21 protein-coding genes, 1 pseudogene and 1 riboswitch are annotated in these 22325 nt (G+C 44.5%); of the genes and pseudogenes, 17 read left to right on the top strand and 5 right to left on the bottom strand.

The window, feature by feature from the left end; all coding sequences use genetic code 11:
- Positions 1-21: 21 nt before the first annotated feature.
- Positions 22-696: a glutathione S-transferase family protein gene (locus tag AC3CID_RS17800; RefSeq protein ID WP_054545684.1), complete on the bottom strand. Its 675-nt coding sequence runs from the start codon at positions 694-696 to the stop codon at positions 22-24.
- Positions 697-1194: 498 nt separating this feature from the next.
- Here AC3CID_RS17800 and AC3CID_RS17805 point away from each other — a divergent pair, with 498 nt between their 5' ends.
- The 11 genes and pseudogenes from AC3CID_RS17805 (at position 1195) to thiM (ending at position 11416) form a co-directional block, all read left to right on the top strand.
- The gene (locus AC3CID_RS17805; protein WP_054545683.1) at positions 1195-2292 is read left to right on the top strand and encodes a YdcF family protein; all 1098 of its coding nucleotides are present in this window, start codon (positions 1195-1197) and stop codon (positions 2290-2292) included.
- Between the two features lie 130 nt (positions 2293-2422).
- Positions 2423-2674: a DUF2999 family protein gene (locus tag AC3CID_RS17810; RefSeq protein ID WP_009844829.1), complete on the top strand. Its 252-nt coding sequence runs from the start codon at positions 2423-2425 to the stop codon at positions 2672-2674.
- A gap of 422 nt (positions 2675-3096) precedes the next feature.
- Positions 3097-4125, top strand: a complete 1029-nt coding sequence (locus AC3CID_RS17815; protein ID WP_171309311.1) for a DUF4382 domain-containing protein — start codon at positions 3097-3099, stop codon at positions 4123-4125.
- A gap of 173 nt (positions 4126-4298) precedes the next feature.
- Complete coding sequence (locus AC3CID_RS17820; protein ID WP_171309312.1) at positions 4299-5027, top strand: helix-turn-helix domain-containing protein; 729 nt, start codon at positions 4299-4301, stop codon at positions 5025-5027.
- Between the two features lie 85 nt (positions 5028-5112).
- Positions 5113-6030: a DMT family transporter gene (locus AC3CID_RS17825; RefSeq protein WP_488527809.1), complete on the top strand. Its 918-nt coding sequence runs from the start codon at positions 5113-5115 to the stop codon at positions 6028-6030.
- Positions 6031-6128: 98 nt separating this feature from the next.
- Positions 6129-6240, top strand: a riboswitch (TPP riboswitch).
- Positions 6241-6336: 96 nt separating this feature from the next.
- Positions 6337-7230, top strand: coding sequence for a bifunctional hydroxymethylpyrimidine kinase/phosphomethylpyrimidine kinase (gene thiD, locus AC3CID_RS17830; RefSeq protein WP_488527810.1), 894 nt, complete (start codon positions 6337-6339; stop codon positions 7228-7230).
- Positions 7220-7999, top strand: coding sequence for an ABC transporter ATP-binding protein (locus AC3CID_RS17835; protein ID WP_488527811.1), 780 nt, complete (start codon positions 7220-7222; stop codon positions 7997-7999). The genes thiD and AC3CID_RS17835 overlap by 11 nt, the downstream gene beginning before the upstream one ends.
- 103 nt (positions 8000-8102) lie before the next feature.
- Positions 8103-8837: pseudogene (locus AC3CID_RS17840) on the top strand (ABC transporter permease); the annotation flags it as partial.
- Positions 8838-8956: 119 nt separating this feature from the next.
- Entirely contained in the window at positions 8957-9913 is a 957-nt protein-coding gene (locus AC3CID_RS17845) for an ABC transporter substrate-binding protein (RefSeq protein WP_017068449.1), read from the top strand.
- Positions 9914-9921: 8 nt separating this feature from the next.
- On the top strand, positions 9922-10602 hold the full coding sequence (tenA, locus tag AC3CID_RS17850; protein ID WP_488527812.1) for a thiaminase II: 681 nt from the start codon (positions 9922-9924) through the stop codon (positions 10600-10602).
- A 28-nt stretch (positions 10603-10630) separates the two neighbouring features.
- Entirely contained in the window at positions 10631-11416 is a 786-nt protein-coding gene (gene thiM, locus AC3CID_RS17855; RefSeq protein ID WP_488527813.1) for a hydroxyethylthiazole kinase, read from the top strand.
- 137 nt (positions 11417-11553) lie between these two features.
- Here the strand turns inward: thiM and AC3CID_RS17860 are convergent, their stop codons facing one another.
- Positions 11554-13497: a methyl-accepting chemotaxis protein gene (locus AC3CID_RS17860; RefSeq protein WP_488527814.1), complete on the bottom strand. Its 1944-nt coding sequence runs from the start codon at positions 13495-13497 to the stop codon at positions 11554-11556.
- A gap of 260 nt (positions 13498-13757) precedes the next feature.
- Between AC3CID_RS17860 and thiE the strand changes: the two genes are divergently transcribed.
- Positions 13758-14375 carry a thiamine phosphate synthase gene (gene thiE / locus AC3CID_RS17865; RefSeq protein ID WP_488527815.1) on the top strand — a complete coding sequence of 206 codons (618 nt, stop codon included), beginning with the start codon at positions 13758-13760 and terminating at the stop codon, positions 14373-14375.
- 127 nt (positions 14376-14502) lie between these two features.
- On the opposite strand, the gene AC3CID_RS17870 is transcribed toward thiE, so the two are convergent.
- Positions 14503-14847, bottom strand: a complete 345-nt coding sequence (locus AC3CID_RS17870; RefSeq protein WP_009844840.1) for a hypothetical protein — start codon at positions 14845-14847, stop codon at positions 14503-14505.
- Between the two features lie 418 nt (positions 14848-15265).
- Complete coding sequence (locus AC3CID_RS17875; protein ID WP_237288750.1) at positions 15266-16168, bottom strand: LysR family transcriptional regulator; 903 nt, start codon at positions 16166-16168, stop codon at positions 15266-15268.
- A gap of 138 nt (positions 16169-16306) precedes the next feature.
- Here AC3CID_RS17875 and AC3CID_RS17880 point away from each other — a divergent pair, with 138 nt between their 5' ends.
- The 5 genes from AC3CID_RS17880 (at position 16307) to AC3CID_RS17900 (ending at position 21747) form a co-directional block, all read left to right on the top strand.
- Positions 16307-16735 carry a PACE efflux transporter gene (locus AC3CID_RS17880; RefSeq protein WP_237288751.1) on the top strand — a complete coding sequence of 143 codons (429 nt, stop codon included), beginning with the start codon at positions 16307-16309 and terminating at the stop codon, positions 16733-16735.
- Between the two features lie 181 nt (positions 16736-16916).
- On the top strand, positions 16917-17897 hold the full coding sequence (locus AC3CID_RS17885) for a helix-turn-helix transcriptional regulator (RefSeq protein ID WP_346730222.1): 981 nt from the start codon (positions 16917-16919) through the stop codon (positions 17895-17897).
- 357 nt (positions 17898-18254) lie between these two features.
- On the top strand, positions 18255-19631 hold the full coding sequence (locus AC3CID_RS17890) for a metal-dependent hydrolase family protein (RefSeq protein ID WP_237288753.1): 1377 nt from the start codon (positions 18255-18257) through the stop codon (positions 19629-19631).
- Between the two features lie 203 nt (positions 19632-19834).
- Positions 19835-20383, top strand: coding sequence for a DUF3299 domain-containing protein (locus AC3CID_RS17895; protein WP_237290151.1), 549 nt, complete (start codon positions 19835-19837; stop codon positions 20381-20383).
- Positions 20384-20547: 164 nt separating this feature from the next.
- Positions 20548-21747, top strand: a complete 1200-nt coding sequence (locus AC3CID_RS17900; protein ID WP_488527992.1) for a carbohydrate porin — start codon at positions 20548-20550, stop codon at positions 21745-21747.
- Positions 21748-21843: 96 nt separating this feature from the next.
- Here the strand turns inward: AC3CID_RS17900 and AC3CID_RS17905 are convergent, their stop codons facing one another.
- Complete coding sequence (locus AC3CID_RS17905) at positions 21844-22311, bottom strand: hypothetical protein (protein ID WP_488527816.1); 468 nt, start codon at positions 22309-22311, stop codon at positions 21844-21846.
- Positions 22312-22325: the final 14 nt, after the last annotated feature.

A 22325-nucleotide genomic window follows, 5' to 3' on the forward strand; every position in this document is an offset into this window, starting at 1 on the left:
GAGCTAGAACTTTCAAATTTTCTACTTCGCATAATTCGAAGGAAAAAGTGCTCGCTTCGCTTCTTCATCACGTTCGGTTTTAAATTCAATGCCTTTACCAATCTCGCGAGCGCGCAGTGCAGCAGGGCGGGTGTTGATTGCGTTAAACCAACGCTTCAAGTTCGGGTAAGGTTCTAAGCCTTCTTCACCAAGTACGAAAGGTGCTTTATCAATCCAACCCCATGCAGCAACATCGACAATGGTGTACTCATTTCCGACGATAAATTCACGACCTTCCAGGTGCTTTTCTAACACTTCGTAATGACGTTGTGCTTCACGTAGGTAACGGTTCACAGCGTAGTCTAGGCCTGCTGGCGCAGCATGACGGAAGTGTACCGATTGGCCAGAGTATGGACCAAGGCCGCTCGCGATAAACATCATCCAAGAGAGCAGTTCGGCTCTGTCTTCTGGCTGACCACCAAGCTGGCCTGTTTTCTCTGATAGGTACAAAAGGATGGCATTAGAATCGAACACGCGCTGTCCATCGTCTTCAATGGCTGGTGTTTTACCGTTCGGGTTAATCAAACGATATTCCGGTGTGTGTTGCTCGCCCTTTAAGGTATCAACAGGAACGAGTTCAAAATCTAAGCCTGTCTCTTCTAGAAACAGAGCGATCTTCATGGGGTTTGGTGTTTGGTGAAAATAGAACTTAAGCATGGGGTAACTCCTTGTATTGGTCATTCATTAAAGCATTGCTTGAACGATCGTTCAATAATTGATTTTAAATTATTTGAAAATATGTCGATTCGCATTTAGCGGTCATATGTTTAGAAGTTCGTTATTTGTGGGGAGGACTAACATCGAACAATTCAGTGTGTTGGATTTTAAGTTGTTGAAAAAGTGAGCTTAAAGTTGCTGTTTGGGCGTGTTGTTTTCTGCGGAGTTCGGGTTTGTGATGGGTGGTTTTCGGTGGAATAGGGCGTATGGAACCCGCAGTTAGATATTCCAAAATGATCGGTGAATTCCCCTTTGAACCAAAATTATCTCGATGCGCAGGCTTACTGGTAAGTTCAAAATCGTGATCTGTTGCCACACCTTATGCAACAAATGAATATTAACCTCGGAGATTCTGGTGTGGTTCACGGTTTTTTAATCTTAGGGGCTTACATTGGGGAGCAAATCTGATGTGAACACTTAACGACACAGGATCTTTCCATGAAAAAGAACATTATCGCCCTCGCTCTTGGTGGCATGCTCGCTTTTGGCGCAACACCTTATTCTTTTGCCGCTAACGATGGCGCACTGCAAGCTTCAGCGGATTACGCGCAGTTAGTGACTAAGCGACAAGTTGTCGACCAATTACTTCTTGATGCGTTGCAGGCGTTTAAGTCTCCGGCAAGAATTTCTCACGCGGGCTTCACGGCAAAAATGCCAAGCAACATGGAAATTGTGACTAACCGATTGTTAGAAGCGTACCAATTAGAACCTTACCGTACTGACTTGTTGATCTCGGCAGCGAACGCTCAGATCTACAACAAGAACGCAGAGCGCGCTATTGAGTTATTTGAACAAGCACTGACGGTTGCACCAGACGATGTCGACCTTCACGCTTACCTTGCGGTTTGGCAGCGATTTGAAGGCAATGACAGTGAATCGAATAAGCACATGGACAAGCTGGAAAGCCTGAATAAAGGTAAAGCAGAAGATATCAAACGTATTTTTGCAACGGTCGACCGCGTGTTAGAAACACCGTTGAAAGAGTCTGCGGATAAGGGACTGTTGAGCGACCACGGTGCCATTGTTACTTTGGGCTACGCGCTTAACCCTGATGGTTCTATGCATGAGATCTTGATTGAACGTCTTGAAACGACATTAGCAATGTCGAAAGCTAACCCAGACGCGATGATCGTGTTAACCGGCGGCGTGCCTAAGAACCATAAGACAGAAGGTAAGTTAATGGCGGATTGGCTTATCTCAAAAGGGGTAAGCAAAGACCGCATCATTGAAGAGAACTACGCGACCAGCACGGTAGGCAATGCCTTGTTCAGTAGCTATGCGCTTGCTCGTCATGATATTAAACATGCGACCATTATCAGCTCAGCAAGCCATGTTCGTCGTGGTCAAACTCTGTTTGAAATCGCGAGCTGGCAAACTGGCCCTCAGGGCATTACCTTCGATACGGTTTCTTACCCAGATAAGCCGTTAGAAGATCTTAAGAAAGCGAGCAGTGGTGAGCTTCTAGGCATCTACCGTGACGCACTGAGAACGTATGGTATGTGGAGCTACCGCTCTTACCCATTAGAGTCTCGCTAAGCCCAAGCATTATTTGCGTTTGGGAAAAGAACAGTTCGTGTTAAACCAAAGCTTCACTTGCTAGTACAATCAAGCACAGCTAGATGGTATGCTGTGCTCCTACTTAATTTAGTGTTTCAAAGGCAAAAAAATGAACCCGATTTTAGCAATGTTGAAAGAGAACAATATCAGCGACGAGCAGATCAGCGAGATATTCAAGACGTTGACCGAGAACCCTCTTGCAGCAATGGCGACAATCAGCCAACTTGGTTTACCACAAGATAAGCTTCAAATGCTGATGGGTCAGGTAATGCAAAACCCTGCGCTAATCAAAGAAGCAGTTGAAGAGCTTGGCCTAGATTTTTCTAAGGTTGAAGCCGCTAAAGAGCAACTTCAAAAATAAGTGAGTTTGAATGAGCTGATATCGTCTTAGCTTAATCAAAATTCAATGAAAAGGTCGTTTAAGTTCAGCAACAGGCTGTCTTAACGGCCTTTTTTGATCTTGGTGGCGATTATTCACTTTGATCAAGTTGCTTTCAATCCCTGCCTCCCATTTTCTACTCAACGACTATTTCAACACAATTGACAGCACCTTTGCCAAATATGTGTTGCTACTGACAATTTACTTACTAGACTTAATTAACCTATGTGCGACTTGATATGTGCACCTTGATGAACAGTGATTTTGGATGAGGAATGCCCTGAATAGTAGGGATATAAACATCAAACAATAGCGCTGTTTATTTATGGGTCACAACAAGAAAAAGAATAAGAGGGCACTCGAATAAGCCCTTTATTGAGCAGTGATTTTATAGGAAATGAGTTATGAAATATTTAAAGGAAACGGCTTTAGCGAGCCTTGTGTTGGCAGGGCTTGTTGGTTGTGGCGGAGACTCAGGATCATCAAGCAGTACGACACCAATTACCTTGAGTGTGAGTGATGCGCCCGTCGATGATGTTAAAGATGTGACGGTGACATTCAGCAAGGTGGCTTTACTTCCTCAAGGGGGAGGTTCGCCACTGATTTATGATGTGTATAAAACGGACGAAAACGGCGACTACGTTGATGAAAATGGCGATCCATTACCTGATGGCGCAGATCCTATTCCGTTAAGTGTTAATTTATTGGATTACCAAGGCAGCGATGCGCTCCCTTTGATTGAAAATGAGGTAGTTCCAGTAGGTAGCTATAAGTTGTGTGTGTTTGCGAATGATGGCGATCACCCGAAGCATCCATCTTATGTTGTAGATGATCAGAATGACGAACAAAAGTTAACAGTGAAAGGTGAAGGCGCGTGCCCGCAAGGTGTGGGTAAAGAAGATAATGCTGGCGTACTTTATTTCAATAACTCATTTAATGTGAACCAACAAAGTAACGATTTTGTTGTCGAGTTCGATCTTCGACGTGGCCTAAAGAACAGTTCGACATATCCTGATTACACTATTCAAAGAACGTCTGTAAGCCTTATCAATACGGTTGAGACGGGAAACATTGAAGGTACTGTTGCGAAGCAAACCTTTGATGCTTGTAGGCTCACAACCGATAATACCTTTGTTCAGGCGGTCTACTTGTATGAAGGTAACATCGACAAAGATGACATGACACCGATTGGTGGTAGTGAGGAAGTAAAACCAGTCACTTCAGCTTCCGTTGTGCTTGGTGAAGACCAAACTAATTTTGAATTCTCATTGGGCTTCATTGATCCAGGTACTTACTCATTGGGTTATACCTGTACTGCGCAGTTCGACAGTGATGAAGACAATGCAGCGCCATTAGCTGCTGGGTTCGCAATATACGAAGCTCAAAATGGCGTGCAAGTAACTGTTGGTCAAGACATCCAAGTGTCATTCTAACCTATATGTGAATGACGCTTTTTAATCAAAACGGCCTCTCATTTGGGGGCCGTTTTTGATCACGTCACCTAGTTAGCATGAATTTGATGCGCATTGAGTGTGACTCTAGGGAAGTGATAATGTAACGTTGTATCTCTTACTCTAACCTAGCGAAATGTACTCCGGCGTTGATTATGAAATCTAGCTTAAGCATTCGATCTTATACCAAGCAATTTAATACTCATGCTCATGATGACCATCACCAATTGGTGTTGCCGATCCAAGGCAGTATCAATATCGAGATGGTGGGGTATGTCGGCAAAGTTGCCGTGGGCGAATGCGTGGTGATTCCAGTAACCACAGCGCATGCCTTTAAGGCGGATGAAGCCGCGCGGTTTATTGTCGCGGATATGGCGGAGTTGCCGCAGCACTTGTTAGAGCATGAGCTCGCGGTTTTCACGATAACGCCCCCTTTAATGAGCTTCCTGCTGTTTGTAGAGAAGCAGTTGGAATATCAGGTCGATAGTGGCATTGAGTCATCAATCTTGGATGTGTTTTCACTGCTGTTAGAGCAACAACAAGTGAGCAAGAGCATCGACCCAAGAATCCGTGCGGTACAAAGGCTGATCTCGGATAACTACACGCAACCGTTATCCATATCACAACTTGCAGAAACGGCCTGTTTGAGTCCTACTCAATTCAAAAAATGCTTCAAAGAATGCCTGGGTATCAGTGCGCTTAAATACATCACTCGATATCGTATGGAGAAAGCTCAAGCCTTGTTAACCCACACAGATTTACCTGTTCAATTGATCGCTGAAAATGTGGGATATAGTGATGTTTCTGCTTTCAGTCGCCGCTTCTCTCAGCACTTTGGAATGTCTCCAAGGGCGTTTCTAGGCTCAATGAAAGACAGTCTTTAGAAACAACAATAGCGTCCTTTCGGCAAACTAACTTTTATCAATCTTCACTATTATCTATTTCAGAACTGAAAATTGGGTAATAGAAATGAATCTTGCCATCAATCGCGTTAACGAATTCCAAACGGGCACTTTAGCCATCTTGTTTGCTTCTATTTTATGGGGTACGACAGGCACCGCCGCAAGTTTTGCGCCTGATCTAAGCCCATTAGCGATTGGTGCTTTCTCTATGGGCGTTGGTGGCCTAATGCAAGCAGGCTTGGCGTATCGAAAAATCCTATTCGCTTTCGACAAACTTATGCAGAACAAGAAGCTGTTGACAGTGAGCGCTTTGGCTTTGGCGATCTATCCTTTAGCTTTCTATTCTTCAATGAAATTATCAGGTGTGGCGATTGGTACAGTGGTTTCGATTGCAACCGCACCTTTCTTTTCAGCACTGTTAGAGTGTCTGATTAGCAAGAAGAATAATATCAACAAACGTTGGCTCACTAGCTTTGCGATTGGTGTCGTGGGTATTGGGTTGTTGGTGTTTTCAGAATCTTCATCGACGAATGAATCCGGTGATGATCTAAAGCTGTTAGGTATTGCTTTGGGTTTGCTCGCTGGGTTGTGTTACGCCATTTATTCTTGGGCGACAAAAGCACTGATCGATAAAGGGATTAAGTCGCAAGCGGCGATGGGCAGTATTTTTGGCCTTGGTGCGATGCTGTTGCTGCCAACGCTCTGGTTTACTGGTGAGAACCTGTTTTCCTCGCAGATTAACGTATTAGTCATCAGTTATCTGACGATAATCCCACAATGCTTGGGCTATATCGCGTTCAGTTTTGGTTTACGCCACGTGACTGCGAGCAGTGCCAATCTGCTGACTCTGTTTGAACCAGTAGTCGCAGCGGTGCTTGCCGTCTGCGTTGTCGGTGAGCTGATTCCTTTTATAGGTTGGTTAGGTATGTTTCTGATTGTGCTGTGCTTGTTGATACAGTCGAAGCCATCTAAAGGAACGTTATAAGTATTTGTTTTGTTGAGCCTAATTGAAATTTATTCATGCGTAATTCTTATAATTGAATAAAATCAGTACCTCAGTTGTGAGAGTGCTGTTACTATCGCTATCAATAGTCGGGGGGCATATACCTTATTTGGTGTTTGCTGAGATCGTTAATCGAGACCCGTTGAACCTGATTCAGTTAACACTGGCGTAGGGAACTATAAGCACTCGATCTACGTCTGCACCCATGAAAACTTTCATGAGCCTAATGCGACTTCTCCTTCGATCAGTGTTCGTTCTCCTACGTCTTGTAAGATAGTAGGAGCGACAATGACACACAGTTCTATTTCAAAAGATTTAACGCCAAAAGCCTCAACACTGCAGCACTCTGCAGGAGGCACGATTCGCACGAATACTCCGATTGTTTTAACCATCGCGGGTTCTGACAGTGGCGGCGGTGCAGGTATCCAAGCTGATATTAAAGCCATGTCTGCTACCGGTAGTTTTGCTTGTTCTGTGATTACCGCTATCACATCTCAGAACACTCAAGGCGTGTCAGCCATTTTCCCTATTCCACTCGACCATGTCGCTAGTCAGTTAGATGCAGTGTTTACTGATCTCAATATCGTGGCAGTAAAAGTCGGCATGTTGGCAGATGCGCAAATCATCAAAGTCGTTGCAGACAAAATTAAGCAGTATCAACCTAAGCACTTAGTGATTGACCCTGTGATGGTCGCGACAAGTGGTGATCTGCTGTTAGAAAACTCGGCAATTACCACGCTAAAACAAGAGCTGATTCCGCTGGCAGACATCATTACTCCTAACTTGCCAGAAGGCGCTGCACTGACAGGTAAAGCTGTCCCTGAAAGCGAAGCCGAAATGCAGGGCATGATTGAAGACTTACGCGCACTAGGTGCTAAAGCTGTCCTGCTAAAAGGCGGACATTTAGAGAAGGATGAGAACAGTAACGACTTACTGATTCTGCCAACCACATCTGCTCTGATTAGCGCGAAGCGCTTTCCTACTAAAAATACCCACGGCACGGGTTGTACGCTCTCTTCTGCTATCGCTTCTTTCTTGGCTCAAGGCAACACGCTTACGCAAGCTGTCGACCTTGGCAAACAATACATTTCTCACGCGATTGCTCATGCTGATGAGTTGCAAGTTGGCCAAGGCCATGGCCCGGTAAACCACTTCTTCGCTGGACACGGTAATGTCCGTTAATACGGTTGGTGTTCAACTCCGCAGTGCCTCCTTACGTTATAACGACAGTGAGCACGCGACCTTATCTGGGTTGTCGCTTAGCTTAAACGCAGGTAAGTGGACGGTATTGCTCGGTCGAAGTGGCTGCGGAAAAACCACGGTATTGCGTTATCTGGCAGGCTTACTGGACGATAAGGTGGAGTGGCAGGGCACATTGGCAACCTCTGATGAATTGCCTTTAACGGATCGCATCGCTTACATGGCGCAGCAAGATTTGTTACTGCCATGGTTGTCGGTTATCGACAATGTTTGCCTAAGTCATCGCTTTCAAAATTCCCCAGACAAGCATCAAAGCCAAGCATCCAATAAACAAGCTCAAACCAATCAAGCACTAGAGTTGTTAGCTGCGGTTGGTTTGGCCGATTACGCGAATGCGATGCCGGATCAATTGTCTGGTGGCATGCGTCAGCGTGTTGCTTTGGCTCGCACCTTAATGCAAGACAAACCAGTGGTGTTGATGGACGAGCCTTTCTCAGCTCTGGATGCGGTAACAAGGCATAAGCTACAAAGCTTAGCGTGTGGACTGTTAAGAGATAAAACTGTCGTGTTGATCACCCATGATCCACAAGAAGCGGTGCGTTTGGCGGACAATTTGTATGTGTTGCAAGGCACACCTGCAAGCGCACAGTCACTGTCTGTGCCAAATACAGCGACACCAAGAGTGTTAGATGGTGAATGTGCTGAGTTACAACAAGCGATCTTAGATCAGTTGGAGCGTGATTATGAATGATCTAACGCGAAGCGAAGCTACTGATAGCTCCAAGATAGAAAACTCAATGGAAGAAAGTTCAACTAACACACAGATCACGACTAAGCGCTCTCGCCAGATGAATCCCGTAATGCGTTTGCTGATCAGCAGTGCTGTGATTCTCGGTTTATGGCAACTGGTGGTCGTTATCTTCGAGATGCCGAGCTTCATTCTACCAGCGCCTGCAGAAGTCTTTATTAAGCTAATCGAACGTTATGATGTGTTACTCAAACACACTTGGGTGACGGCGCAAGAGATCTTACTTGGGCTGCTACTCGGTTTGTCGATGGGGCTATTTTTCGCCCTGCAGATGCTGATGTTTGATCCGTTGAAACGTTGGCTATTGCCTATCTTAATTGCCAGCCAAGCGATCCCCGTTTTTGCGATTGCGCCAATGTTAATGCTATGGCTTGGCTATGGCATTGCATCAAAAGTCGTTATGGCGGCGATCATTATCTTCTTCCCTGTAACCACTTGTTGTTACGACGGCCTACGGAATACACCGACAGGTTATCTCGATCTTGCTAAAACGATGGGTGCATCGAAATGGCAATTGTTGCGTTATATCCAATTGCCTGCTGCATTGCCAACACTGGCGTCTGGTATTCGTGTGGCGGTGGTGATTGCCCCAATAGGCGCAGTAGTCGGGGAGTGGGTGGGTTCGAGTGAAGGGCTAGGTTACTTAATGCTACAAGCCAACGCGCGCATGATCATTGATGAGATGTTTGCGGCCTTGTTTATCTTGGCGGTGCTGTCTATCTCGCTCTATTTCATCACAGACAAGTTACTCAAAAAAGCCATCCCTTGGGAGAACCAGTGATGGCTTGCTCAATAACACTTTGTTTAATAAGGCTTCGCTCAACGCTATTTATCTAAACAAACCTCATTAAAAATTAGCTCTATAAACACAATAATAATATTCAAAAGGAAAGGTTAACTATGAAAAATACAAAATTGATAGGTGCAGTGGCACTGCTTGCTTCGCTAGTTTCAGGTCATGCATTAGCGGATTCTGAACAAAAGAAACTGACATTGATGTTGGATTGGTTTGTGAACCCGAACCACGGCCCGATTGTGATCGCTCAAGAGCGTGGCTACTTTGCTGACCAAGGCTTAGACATTGAAATTCAAGAGCCAGCAGACCCAAGCACGCCAGCAAAATTGGTTGCGGCAGGTAAAGTCGATTTAGCGGTAACTTACCAACCAAGTTTAACCATGGATGTAGCGGCAGGTTTACCTCTCGTTCGTGCATCTACTCTTATCGCAACGCCACTGAATACGTTGATGGTTTTGGATAATGGCAAGAACGATTCACTAGCAGATCTGAAAGGCAAAAAGATCGGTATTGCGATTGCGGGTAACGAAGAAGCGACCATCGGCACCATGCTAGCGCAAGAAAATGTTGCATTTACAGACGTGCAAACCATCAATGTCGGTTGGGCACTTTCATCTTCATTGGCATCAGGCAAGGTAGACGCAATCTGGGGTGGCTTACGTAACTTCGAGACCAACCAGTTAGCTCTTGAAGGCTTTAAAGCAAAAGCATTCTTCCCAGAAGAGCACGGTGTTCCTGCTTACGATGAGCTTATCTTTGTTGCGAACGCAAAGCAGCATGATGATGAAGCGATCAAAGCGTTCAACAAAGCATTGGAACAAGCAACCACTTACATTGTGAATCACCCACAAGAGTCATGGAGCGAGTTTGTTGCGTATTCACCTGATACGCTGAACAACGAGCTTAACCAACGTGCATGGAACGACACGCTGACTCGTTTTGCACTTCGCCCTTCAGCGGTTGACCTGAAACGTTACGACGATTACGCACAGTTCATGTTCGACAAAGGCATTATCAAATCACTACCAAAAGCCGCTGACTACGTACCGACTTTTGACTAAGGAATCTCATGAAATACCAAGACTTAATCCAAGCCTGTCAACAAGATTGGCAAGATTACACCGAGCATGATTTTGTTAAAACGCTGGCGAACGGCACTCTTGCTCAGCCGTGTTTTCTGCATTACTTGAAGCAAGATTTTCTGTTTTTGAAGCAGTATGCTCGCGCTTATGCATTGGCAATTTACAAGGCTAAAACCTTGGCTGATATGCGTCGTGCACTGCCAAGTGTTCATGCGCTGCTAGATTCTGAAATCTCTCACCACGTGACTTACTGTGGTCAATGGGGTTTAACCGAGTCGGATTTAGAAAACGAACCGGAAGATTTCGGCACTGTTGCTTACACGCGCTACGTTCTAGATGCGGGTATGACAGGTGATCTTGTCGACTTATATGCGGCATTGGCTCCGTGTTCAATTGGTTATGCCGTGATTGGTAAAGCGCTGTTAGAAAGCAGTGATACTGTATTAGAAGGCAACCCATACGCAAGCTGGCTGCAACTGTACGGTGGAGAAGAGTTCCAGTCTGGCGTAGCAACGGGCGCAGAATACTTCAATCAACTGCTTGCTGAAATCGAGATCAACAGCGAGCGTGGCCAGAACATTGTTCATATCTTCAAAAGCGCAACGCGTATGGAAGTGGCTTTTTGGCAGCAAGGTCTGAATGCACTTAATGACTCAACCGCGGCTTAAAGCGACTTTAACGAATAAGGATTTATCCATGCTAACTGAACAAATCATCCAATCGCTGCGCGCAGTACGGGAGCAAAAACCACTGGTTGTGAACATCACCAACTACGTCGTGATGAACAATACTGCGAATGCGTTATTGGCGATTGGCGCTTCGCCTATCATGGCGCACTCACAGCAAGAACTGGCTGAGATGATGTCTTTCTCTGGCGCGCTTGTGATTAACATCGGCACGCTCGACAGTGCTTGGACGCCAAGAATGCGTTTTGCTGTTGAACAAGCGAATACAAACAACAAGGTTGTGGTTCTTGACCCTGTGGGTTGCGGTGCTAGTACGCTGCGTACCGAGACTTCTCGTGAAATTGCCCGTTTAGCCGATAAGTTGATCATTCGTGGTAACGCGTCTGAGATTATCGCGCTAGCGGGTGAGCAAGCACAGAGCAAAGGCGTTGATGCACTAGATAGCAGTGACGCTGCATTAGGCGCAGCGCAATGCTTAGTCGCTGAATACGGTGCGAATGTGGTGATTTCTGGTGAGACAGATTATGTTGTCACTAAAGACTGCGTTGTTACGTTAAATAACGGACATCCAATGATGCCGTATGTGACCGGCATGGGTTGTACCTTAACGGCATTGACGGGTGCTTTCGCAGCTGTTGGAGATGAAAGTGGTTTGGCGGCAGCGGCGGTATTGGGTGTGGTTGGTGAAATTGCTGCTGAGAACTCTCGCGGCCCGGGTAGCTTGCAGATGAACCTGCTTGATGAACTTTATCAGTTAGATGAAGAGACACTGATTCAACGTCTGAAGATTCAGTAGGCTCAATCTAGTTCTAAGTTCTAAGTTCTAAGTTTGCCCATTATCGAGTTTAAATTATCTCGTTTATTAAAAATCCCCCAATACATAGGTGCTGGGGGATTTTCTATTTATGACTCGGAACTATGTCAGCTGTTTTGCTAGGTTCTAAATCGATTTACTTGGCTTTCTAAGTGATGAGCAACTTCGGTTAAGTCGCTCGCTGCGCCAGAAATACTGCTTACAGACTCTTGGTTACTTTGTGCGATGGTGTTTGCACCTTGCGCATTTTCACCCAGCGACTTAGTCAAGCAGTCCTGTTCATCAACCGATACTGCGATCTGGCTGTTGGCCTGGTTCAAATCTTGAATGTGTTGGTTAATCACATGCAGGTTCTGAGAGGCTTGTTGTGCCTGAGTTGATGCATCGGAAACCGTGCTGTGGCTCTCTTTGATCGACTCTAACGCATCTTTAGCGCCACGCTGTAGCGATGTGATGAGTTCATCAATTTGGCTAGCAGAATCTTGAGTACGCTTAGCTAGAGTTCTTACTTCATCGGCTACTACTGCAAATCCACGACCTTGTTCACCCGCACGAGCGGCTTCAATAGCTGCATTCAATGCCAATAGGTTGGTTTGTTCAGAGACGCCTTTAATCACTTCAAGAATGGCACCAATGTTCATCGACTCTTTGTGCAGGTCGGTCACTTTCTGGCTACTCACCTGCATGCTTTCATCGGCGCTGCCAATTTCATGCAGTGTCTTGTCTACTTCTTTAAGTCCCATCGCCACATTCTCGGTTGCTTGGTTTGCAACTTGAGACGCGTGGTTAGCACTTGCAGCAATTTCTGATGTGCTCGAAGCCAATTGATCAACGGCAGAAGAGATATTGATCATCTCATTGTTCAACTGTGTCGCGTTGGTCGAGCTGTTATTGGTCACTTGATTGAGCGACTCCGACATCTCACCAATACGCACGCTAGAGCGGTTCACTTGGCCGACAATATCGCGCAGAGATTCAATGGTGATCTCCATGTTGGTCAGCAGTTCGCCAATCTCGTTTTTGCTCTCGATGTTCACTTCAACATTTAAGTTGCCTTGAGAAAGCTCATTGGTGATTTGTTTAACCTGTGCGATGCCTTTGGTAATAGAACGAGTCACCAACACAGCGCTCGTCATGCCAATCACCAAAGCCACACCCGTTAGCAAGAAGATGATTTGAATCGAACGTTTTTCACTGGCTTGCAGTTCAGGCGTTAATGCTTGTTTCTGTTGCTCTAGAATACTTTGAGCATCCGCTACTGCGATAGCCAAGCTGTCACCAATCGAGGCAAGCGTTGCAGTTCTTTGAGTGTTTTCAATCATCTGCTGATGAACTTGCTCAAAGCCTTTTGCATACGCTTCGCGCTGGTTTGAGAAGTCTTCAATCAACTCACTTTGATAAGGGGATGATTTAAGAGATTCAATATCGCCTTCAATACCTGGCAACGCGTATTCAAAGATATCTTTACCCGCTTCATAGGTTTTTAGGTCGTTGTTGTTTGAATAACTGAGCACGGTGATCTTGGCTGCGAGGAAATTCTCCATCAACATGCCCGCGTATAAGCTCGCGTTTGGATCGTTGTTGTTGTACGACTCATACAACAAGCTCTGAGCGGCTTTGAGGGCGTTGGTTTCTCGTTTGACCATCTCGACATTCACCAATTGGTCGATGAGTAGCTGGCTCTGTTTCATTGAGCCATAAGCCGTGTCAAATGCTGCCACGCTGTCTTGCACTAATTGCAGGCTAGCTAGGCTATCGGTTTTGGTGGTGGTCTGAATTAAGCTGTTCAGCAGTTCATCAATCGCGAGTTTGCTTGATTGATAATTCGTTTCGTATTGCTCATCCAATGACTCTAAGTAACGTTCAGAGGCTAAGCGCATCTGAAGAAAATGCACTTGAATGTTGCCTGACAGTGTCGCTTTCTGGCTGAGCTCACTGTACTGGCTAAAGCCGTTCGACAAGGTTTGGATACCTTTGTAACTCACAAAGCCAGAAATGACGAAAAAGAGTAAGCAGATGGCATAACCTAGCTTGATCTTAAACGCTATAGAAAGGTGGCGCATAACTATCCCTATATTTACCTGATTCCTTCATAGCGAAGTATTCCATAAAACAGCGTTCTGGGCAGGCTTAAGTGAATAGTTTGTGTAATAAGTAACGCTTTAGTTAAAAATCTCAGGGTTTTCGGCATGCTTTCAACGAGTTGTATATTCAATGGCACGCGCTTAATTGAGCTAATTTAGTATTAACTTCCATGCACATGATGCGATTTGTCGGTAAAATGGTAGCAACTCTATTTAGACTCCGACTCCAAAGGCAGGATATGAACCCTTATAAGCTCTACTTAGTAACGGATGACCAACAAGATTTAGAAACGCTTAAGTTCGTGGTTGAACAAGCGGTCGCTGGTGGTGTCACTATGGTCCAAGTGAGAGAGAAACATGGGGATGTGAGAGCTTTCATTGAACGAGCACAAGCTGTTAAGTCGATTTTGGCAGGTTCTAATGTGCCGTTGATTATTAATGACCGAGTGGACGTTGCGTTGGCTGTGGATGCTGACGGCTTGCATTTAGGTCAATCAGATATGCCTGCTGAGTTGGCCCGTCAGTTGATTGGTCCGGATAAGATTCTTGGGTTATCAATTGAAACTGAACAACAGCTTCAAGAAGCCGATAGTCTGCCGATTGATTACATTGGCCTCAGTGCGCTTTTTGCAACACCGACTAAGACAAATCTTAAGAAACATTGGGGTTATGACGGCATTAAAATGGCGTTGGAGACAACGAAGTTACCGATTGTCGGTATTGGTGGAATTAACGAGTCGAACATTCCAAAATTGGTTAAGACAGGCATTCATGGATTGGCTCTGGTGTCAGCGATATGTCACGCTCAAAGCCCAAAAAAAGCGACGCAGGATTTGTTGTCTCTAATGGGAGAGTGAAGGGGGATCAGCTAGAAAACAAATGAGGTTAACCATTTGTTTTCTAGTTAAACAACAGCCTCATAGAAAGGCTAAATTGGCCTATCGCTTGAGCTTTTAAGACAATTTATTGAATACACAGTTTGGTTTACTGAGCGCATAAAGCAACAGTACCGATGATCATAAGAACGATCGCGGCATACCAGCCGTATTGTGCGGTCTTATCAGCAACAAACACCTTAATGTAGTTAAGTTCTTCATGCGCCATTGCAATGAAGTCTGTGTAGTTTATCGATAACTCGCGGCTCGCTTCTTTCAAGTCTTGCTGAAGTTTGTTGAAAGCCTCATCGATGAAGCCTTTTGTTTCTGAAACAGACGGAGTAGCAACCAAAGTTAAGCTATTCCAAACTGCCATACGCGATTCATATTCGCTTTCACTGACACAATTAAGTACGCGTAAATCATACTCTCGTTTGTTACGCTCTTTGCCCATTTTCTCAGGGCAAATATTTCTTAAAACGTTCACGACAAATTTTCCAAAAGGTTCATTTAGATATAAAAAAGCACTCGAAGAGGGCTCATAAACTGGGTGCGAATCAATATTCAAAAGTGATCTATTTGAAGCTTTCACAAGTGGTTACAGGGCAGGGGCACTTATGTGGGAGATTTGAAGTTGGGTCAGTGGTGTTAAAGAGCGATTTGGTTTTGTCGATATCAGTTTGATAAGACAAACCCTTTGGGATCGCATACTAGTTATGTCACTTTGGGATATCAACTAGGGTGTTTTATCCACACGACAAAGAAAATTATCGGCACGAAAAGCGGAAATGAGGTAGTGCTGGAGAAAACACCACCGTCATTGGTTTAGGATTCCGTTGCTGAAATAGGCTGAACTCAAGGATTGGGGAAGATTAGTTGGCTTGCCATTGATTGTTCTCTAATGAGTGGCCCTTTAGTTTTTCAAGTAAACTTGTTAACACTGGCCCATTGATATGGCTGCGAGACACTAAGCAACCCACTGGAGTAATCCAACCACCATGCTCGTGTGCCACTGGCAGTGCAACGAGATCGCCTTTCCGAATTCCTTCCATCACCATCATTTCAGGCACATTTGCCCATCCTACGTTCTGTTCAACGAGATCGATGATCGTTTTGTGGTTGTTGGCATACCAAAGCATGGAGCTGATGCCATAGGTGAACCACAATTCGTGCTGCTTCGAACTACGATGCACACATTGGCGGTAGCGCTTTAGGTCTGAGTCTTGAACGACGGGCATTTGGCTCAGCTCGTGCGTGGCAGAGCTGACAGTAAGAAAGCGCGCTTGGCCAAGTAGGAAAAAATCCATATCCACCTTAAGCTCACCATCCGCATAGATGATGCCAATCTGTGCTTTTCCGCGCCTTACTAAGTCTTCAACATCGAAGGTAGATGTCGTAATAATATCGAAGTGTGTGATTGGAAACTGATCGGCTAGTGAGCTGATTATCTTAATGAAATTCTTATCTATGATGCTCTCATCAATGGCAATGATCAGTTCGTGTTCATCTTCTTGCGTCAGCGATTCTACTTTTTGGTCGAAGTACTTTTGTTGGTCGAGAATCGACTTGGCAACAGGCAATAAGGCTTTGCCTGTGTTGGTCAAAACGGGGATGTTTTTCTCGCGGTTAAACAGCTCTTGGTCGATGGCTATTTCGAGATTGGCGATCGATTGGCTGACGCCGGATTGAGCGCGTTTCAGCTTGCGTGCAGCAGCAGAAAAAGAGCCACTTTCACACACGGTGACGAAGACTTTTAATTGCTCAAAACTGTACATTCTATCTCTCGCTCAATACCAAAGGGGGGGATAACTCCTAGGCTATCACTGTTCGTGATGGCTGTTAACTTTCTCTTATTATTTTCGATGACATAATTCGAGCTAACCCAACATAGACTAGATTATTTAGAGGAATGTATGAGTACATCAGAAAGAGTGTTCCACTCGGTGTTATTCGAAGTTTTGGCCGTAACACTTTCAATTATGGGCTTGGCGATATTTACCGATCACGATGTGAATGCCTTATCAGGAACCATGATAGTCGTTGCCACTATCGCGATGATTTGGAACTACTGTTTCAATCGCATTTTTGACCGTTATTTCACAGGTGAAAAATCAAAGCGTTCGCTCAAGTTACGTGTTTTTCATGTCGTGTTATTTGAGGCAGGCTTGCTGGTGGCGACGATCCCTGTGATGGCGTACTTGCTCAACGTCGGGTTATGGCAGGCATTTTTGATGGACATCGGCGTGACCATTTTTATTACCATTTACGCGTTTGTGTTTAATCTGATTTACGACCATGTGCGAGCATTTTGGGTACGAAAAGGCGATTTAGTGGCTCAGTAAACTACCAAGTCAGTAAATGTAATTTGAGCGACTAACCGTTTGTTTATTCGTTATTTTGACGGGTATATTCGGTTAGTAACTCTAGGTAACGCGGCGTTTGTTCTGCTATCTTAAAGAAGGTGATAATTTGAGTTCGTGAACGAATAGATAAGAGGAAAGGATGCCAAATACCCCTCAGGCAATGACGGTTGTTGATAAGAAAGAAGTCGAATTGTTCGCGGAACTGTTCAAACATATTGATGGTGAAATCTACACCTTACTACGCAGTGCCCAAATCCCTAACGATATTCTCATCAGTAATGACCATTACGATTATCTCCCTGAGACCACTATTAAAAACGTGGTCAAGATTATGGGGGAATCTGCGTCGAGAGAAGAGTTTTCGCTGTTTATGTGGAGTTTTTGCAAGCAAACCTATGTGCCAAGGTTTGTGGCTAAGCTAAGCCAGCAGGGTTCATTGAAAATCGCGCTAGACCAATTTGGTGAGCAGCTTAAGCTAGTATCCAATGGTGCGAATGTCTATACCAAGCAATCCGGAGGCAAGTGGTGGTTGGTTCGTGAGAAGCCATTTACTAACGCACCTTGGTTTAAGTTCGCTGAACTGTTCTCTGTTATTTTCATTAACGAGCTACTTTCAGTATTAACGCAAGGTCGTTGGAAGCCGTCTGAGGTCGGAATTCAGAATGGTGATCTCGAATGTTTTCAATCTCTACCACAAATGGGCAGTGCTCAGTTTTATACGCATAGACCGGTCACTGCCTTTGAGATCCCTGAAGACATCATGCTTGCACCGATTGTTTTACCCAAAATTGCTCAAGTATCAGACCTCACTAAGCCTTTACCTAGCTCATTCCTGAGCGCTTTTAAGCTTGTTATTAAACCTTATCTCACGATGGGGAAACTCCCAATTAGCTTAGCATCTGAGATTCTGAATATTCATGTTAGAACGATCCAGCGTCGGTTGGAAAGTGAAGGGGTGGTCTACAAAACCTTGATTGAAGAGATGGTTCTTGAGCAGGTTTTGGAATTGCTTAAGCATTCAGATCTATCGATCACGCAAGTAGGCGCGAAAATGGGCTATTCCGATTCTTCCCACTTTACCCGAGCCTTTAAACGACAGATGAACATGACGCCAAGACAGTACCGAAAAGAGCACAGCTAACGTCGGTAAGCAACAGTACAAAGCTATCAGTAAGAGATCCGGCAATAACAGTTCCGCCACGAAACTCTAGCCAATAAGTAATAACTCCAGCCATTAAGCCGAAACCGGAGCCTGAACGCAGATTTATTTATTGTCACCAAATGGCCATTTGTGAACCTTGAACACTGGCAGTATCACTACTAAGTTATTGAATGTTGATGAGTTGTTTTTTCCTCGATTTTTCTCGGAATTTTGATTAGATTTTTGTGATTATCGCGGCTAATAAAAACACCTTTGAAACCTCATAACACTCATTAGTAGTTACGGAATCGTTATGGGAAGTGGATTCCACTCATTTATGGATAACAAGGTGTAAAAATGAAAAATACTGGCTTAAAGCTCTCTGTTGTGGCTCTTTCGTGCGCGTTTGCTCTTTCTGCAAATGCGGCGTCAACGTTGTTTACTAACGTCGACATATTCAATGGTACAGAAGATAAACTGTACGAAGATCATCACGTATTGGTTGAAGATAATCTGATCAAGCAAATCTCCGCAACGCCAATTGAAGCAGGTGAAGCTGATGTGATTGATGGTCAGGGTAAAACCTTAATGCCGGGTCTGATCGATGGCCATGCTCATATCATGATTAATTATAATTTTGGTGATATCGAATCTAATAAAGACCTGACTGACATTTCAATTCATGCGACTCAAGTTGCTAAACGCTTCTTAGATGATGGTTTTACTACTGTCCGCGATATGGGCGGTCCAGCCTTTGGTCTAACTCGTGAAATTGAGGCGGGTAACGTTGTCGGCCCGCGTATTTACCCTTCTGGTACATTTATTTCTCAAACCTCAGGTCATGGTGATTTCCGAGACCGAAGTGACTCAGGTTTTTCTCCAAATTCTGTGGGTGACATTTCTAACTTTGAACGTATGGGGATTGGTGCAGTTGCCGATGGCGTTCCTGAAGTATTGAAAGCAACACGATTGAACCTACGAAATGGCGCGACTCAAATCAAGATCATGGCTGGTGGCGGTGGTTCATCTCGATTTGACCCAATAGATACCACTCAATACTCGATCGATGAGACATGTGCGATTGTTGAAGCTGCTAAAGATTGGAATACCTATGTCGCGGCACACACTTTTAACGATCGATCGGTAAATCGCCTATTGGATTGTGGCGTTAAAACCTTTGAACATGGGTTCTTTATCAATGATGACACGATGAAGAGAATTGCCAAAGAGGGCGGATATATTGTTCCACAAATGTGGGGATTATCACCAGACCTAGCAAAAAATCCGCTGATGCCTGCTGAGAAATTGCCAATGGTGGCCCAACTTCAAGAAGAATACGGTGATTACGGTAAACGACTGTTAGAGAACAATGTGAAGGTCGTTTTCGCCTCTGACTATGTCGGAGCAGATTCCGATGCCGAGCGAGCTCGTCGTTACGAAATTTATTGGCGCACACAAGCTTTCGGCAGCAACTTTGAAGTGTTGAAACAAATGACTTCAACGGCTGGTGAAATGTTGGCGATGTCAGGCCCTAGAGGCACCACACAAGGGAAATTAGGCGTTATTGAAAATGGAGCGGTTGCAGACATCTTATTGATTGAGGGTAACCCATTGGAAGATATGGCAGTGATAGGCGCGACTCCGGAATGGTTTGACGCTGATCCTGAATACAAGACTATCGATACTATCAAATTGGTAATGAAAGATGGCGTTGTATACCGCAACGAAATGTAATTTACGATTCGATTTTTAATCATTTGGTAGAGGAGCTTTTCCTCTACCTACTTCCTTTTTGTTGTGTTTGGTTGGAGTAGATTTTGATGGTTGATTTAAAATCAATAGGCTCATTTTTTATGTTCTGTTGTTTGTCATTTTCATCATTGGCTAGTGAAATAAAAGTGACGTACTGGGATGAGTTAGTTCCGAGTATGGAGTTAATGGAGGATCCATTTCAAAAGTTAGATAGAAATCAGATGTTTGACATGGCGACTATTGCTCGCTTTAAAGAGGCTCAGGCTGAAGACGGTTTTGTGGCAAGTGATAAAGCGAGACAAGAAATCGTCGAAGTTACTGAAAGATTAAAAAAGCAAGATATAGATGTAGAAGCATTGTTCGTTGCTCGTGCTCAGATCATGAAGCAACGCGAAGCGTTAGGCTCGAAACCCAATACAGAGGTAGTAGGTAGTAAACATCGTATTCCTGGTTACATCACGCCGATTGAAATGGATGGAACTAAGGTGACTAAGTTCTTTTTAGTGCCTTCTGCTGGAGCGTGTATTCATACACCACCGCCTCCAGCGAACCAGCTTGTATTGATTGATTTTCCTGAGGGCATTGAATTGGTCAGCTTAATGACACCAGTCTGGGTTGAAGGGCAGTTAACGGGTCATCAATCGAAAGAAAATGTGAATTACTCTGACGGCGCAGCCAATGTGCAGTCGGTGTATGCGATGAAAGCGGAAGGTATAGAACAGTATCAACCTTAGCTAGTGCATTTAGTTGAATCCAATCTCTTGTTGGAAGTATCTAAATAACTCAGTGTCATCAAATGACAATTTTCAATGTGAGTAATGAATAAAATAAAACTAACTTAAAAAGCACTGGTGGCATGATGAACTCAAGATTCTCTAAAGTAAGTATGGTTATTGTGATGGCGGTTAGCCCAATGAGCGGCGTTGTTTACGGCGCTAACTTTGAAGGCCCAGATTCTGTTGAAAATACAATTGCAGAGCAGAAAGCACAAAAGAAATCTTGGAGGGAGTCATTAGCTGAAGATGGTTTTACATTTGGTGCAGATTACTTTGCTTTGGGGCTGACCTCTGGGGATGGGGTTGGCGGCGATAGCGTTGATGCATCGTCGGGTGTGGCACGATTATACGGTTCATGGCATCTATTAGGAAACGGCACACAGAACTCAGGTAGCTTAGTTTGGAAGGTGGAACATAGGCATGCTTATGGTGATACTCCGCCAAAAGACTATTCATTCGGCCCTCTTGGTTATGTCGGTGCAATTGGCCCGGCATTTAGCGATCAAGGGTTTCGTGTTACGGACTTAAATTGGAAGCAAAAAATCAATGATGGCAAAGGCACCATTGTCGTCGGTTGGCAGGATGTAACGAACTATGCGGATGTTTACGCTCTAGCAAGCCCGTGGTCTGGCTTTACTAACTTGGTATTCTCGACAGGCTCAGGTGCGATGGGCTTACCGGATGACGGTGTATTGGCCCTTTCTGCCGGTCATATGCTAGGCGAAAACTTTTATGTGGTCGGTGGTATCGCTGATGCAAATGGTCAGTCAGATGATATTTTTGATGGCTTTGATAGCGCTTTTGGTAGTGATGCATCTTACTTTACAACACTTGAATTAGGTTGGACGGCTTCACAAGACCTGATTTATACAGACAACTTCCATGTGACGTTCTGGGATTTTGGTGACGATACTCGCCACAGTAATAGCCTTGCAACTGAAGGTGGCTCAGGTGTCAATTTCTCATGGAGTCAATTTATCACGCCTCAAGTTATGCCGTTTGTGCGAGGTGGTTTCTCAGAAGGTGATGTTGCCCTTTACGATAAATCAATCTCGGTTGGTATGGGATATTTCGGGTTAGGAAAACCGACGAACAACCTTGGTGTTGCGCTAAACTGGGCGGAAGTGAATGGTGATTCTTTTGCAGCTGATGCGAAAGCAATAAGCGGTAATACAGAGCAATGGACGGCTGAAATTTACTACAACATGCAACTCAACGATTTCATCCAAGTGACACCTGATATTCAATACATTAAAGATCCAGCTTTCTCCAATGAAAGTAGCGCTTGGGTGTTTGGTATTAGAGCGAGAGTCTTTATCTAACTTCTCTGTTTGTTAATCGCTGAAACGTAAAGAATAGATGTAAAAAGTGAGCCTGTTTGGCTCACTTTTTTTGTCTTAGGTCTGTATCAAAAGCGGCTATGCTTTTTCGGCTTTGGGCGTGTCATCGAGTGCGAAGTAGATTTTTGAAACAATAATCTCTGCGACCAAAATCGTGAATACCACAGCGAAGAATGCCACCACACCATTCCATGGGCCTGTGAAGTTTACCTTGTCGCCAAACAAGATATTGATGGCTTCCAACATCACAAACTTAGAGCCCACCAAAATCACGTAACTGGATAAACCGCGATAAATCTTAGGCGCTGTACCCGGTTTAGATTTGAAGTAATCTGCGAGCTTATGTTCTAAGCCAATAGACAGTTTGAGCAGGAGTTGTAGCAGAATCGCAGCTGCAAATGAGATGGTGAAAGACTCGATATTGACGAAGTCCCAGTATTCATCAAAAAAATTAAGAACCGTTAAATCGACGAGTACCGCAAGCGTGTATCCGACAAAGAGTCGTTGGGGCGTATTAAATCCATATACTTTTTCTATATTGCTCATCTACTTCTTCCTGA

The sequence above is a fragment of the Vibrio sp. QJM3NY_21 genome (genome assembly GCF_057785975.1).

Bases quoted from the DNA above. Each gene is read 5' to 3' on its own strand.
- AC3CID_RS17825 (WP_488527809.1), top strand. From the start codon at position 5,113: ATGAATCTTGCCATCAATCGCGTTAACGAATTCCAAACGGGCACTTTA.
- AC3CID_RS17845 (WP_017068449.1), top strand. From the start codon at position 8,957: ATGAAAAATACAAAATTGATAGGTGCAGTGGCACTGCTTGCTTCGCTA.
- AC3CID_RS17880 (WP_237288751.1), top strand. From the start codon at position 16,307: ATGAGTACATCAGAAAGAGTGTTCCACTCGGTGTTATTCGAAGTTTTG.
- AC3CID_RS17870 (WP_009844840.1), bottom strand. From the start codon at position 14,847: ATGGGCAAAGAGCGTAACAAACGAGAGTATGATTTACGCGTACTTAAT.
- AC3CID_RS17895 (WP_237290151.1), top strand. From the start codon at position 19,835: ATGGAGGATCCATTTCAAAAGTTAGATAGAAATCAGATGTTTGACATG.
- tenA (WP_488527812.1), top strand. From the start codon at position 9,922: ATGAAATACCAAGACTTAATCCAAGCCTGTCAACAAGATTGGCAAGAT.
- AC3CID_RS17810 (WP_009844829.1), top strand. From the start codon at position 2,423: ATGAACCCGATTTTAGCAATGTTGAAAGAGAACAATATCAGCGACGAG.
- AC3CID_RS17885 (WP_346730222.1), top strand. From the start codon at position 16,917: ATGACGGTTGTTGATAAGAAAGAAGTCGAATTGTTCGCGGAACTGTTC.
- AC3CID_RS17860 (WP_488527814.1), bottom strand. From the start codon at position 13,497: ATGCGCCACCTTTCTATAGCGTTTAAGATCAAGCTAGGTTATGCCATC.
- AC3CID_RS17875 (WP_237288750.1), bottom strand. From the start codon at position 16,168: ATGTACAGTTTTGAGCAATTAAAAGTCTTCGTCACCGTGTGTGAAAGT.
- thiD (WP_488527810.1), top strand. From the start codon at position 6,337: ATGACACACAGTTCTATTTCAAAAGATTTAACGCCAAAAGCCTCAACA.
- AC3CID_RS17905 (WP_488527816.1), bottom strand. From the start codon at position 22,311: ATGAGCAATATAGAAAAAGTATATGGATTTAATACGCCCCAACGACTC.
- AC3CID_RS17800 (WP_054545684.1), bottom strand. From the start codon at position 696: ATGCTTAAGTTCTATTTTCACCAAACACCAAACCCCATGAAGATCGCT.
- thiE (WP_488527815.1), top strand. From the start codon at position 13,758: ATGAACCCTTATAAGCTCTACTTAGTAACGGATGACCAACAAGATTTA.
- AC3CID_RS17815 (WP_171309311.1), top strand. From the start codon at position 3,097: ATGAAATATTTAAAGGAAACGGCTTTAGCGAGCCTTGTGTTGGCAGGG.
- AC3CID_RS17890 (WP_237288753.1), top strand. From the start codon at position 18,255: ATGAAAAATACTGGCTTAAAGCTCTCTGTTGTGGCTCTTTCGTGCGCG.
- AC3CID_RS17805 (WP_054545683.1), top strand. From the start codon at position 1,195: ATGAAAAAGAACATTATCGCCCTCGCTCTTGGTGGCATGCTCGCTTTT.
- AC3CID_RS17900 (WP_488527992.1), top strand. From the start codon at position 20,548: ATGGCGGTTAGCCCAATGAGCGGCGTTGTTTACGGCGCTAACTTTGAA.
- AC3CID_RS17835 (WP_488527811.1), top strand. From the start codon at position 7,220: ATGTCCGTTAATACGGTTGGTGTTCAACTCCGCAGTGCCTCCTTACGT.
- thiM (WP_488527813.1), top strand. From the start codon at position 10,631: ATGCTAACTGAACAAATCATCCAATCGCTGCGCGCAGTACGGGAGCAA.
- AC3CID_RS17820 (WP_171309312.1), top strand. From the start codon at position 4,299: ATGAAATCTAGCTTAAGCATTCGATCTTATACCAAGCAATTTAATACT.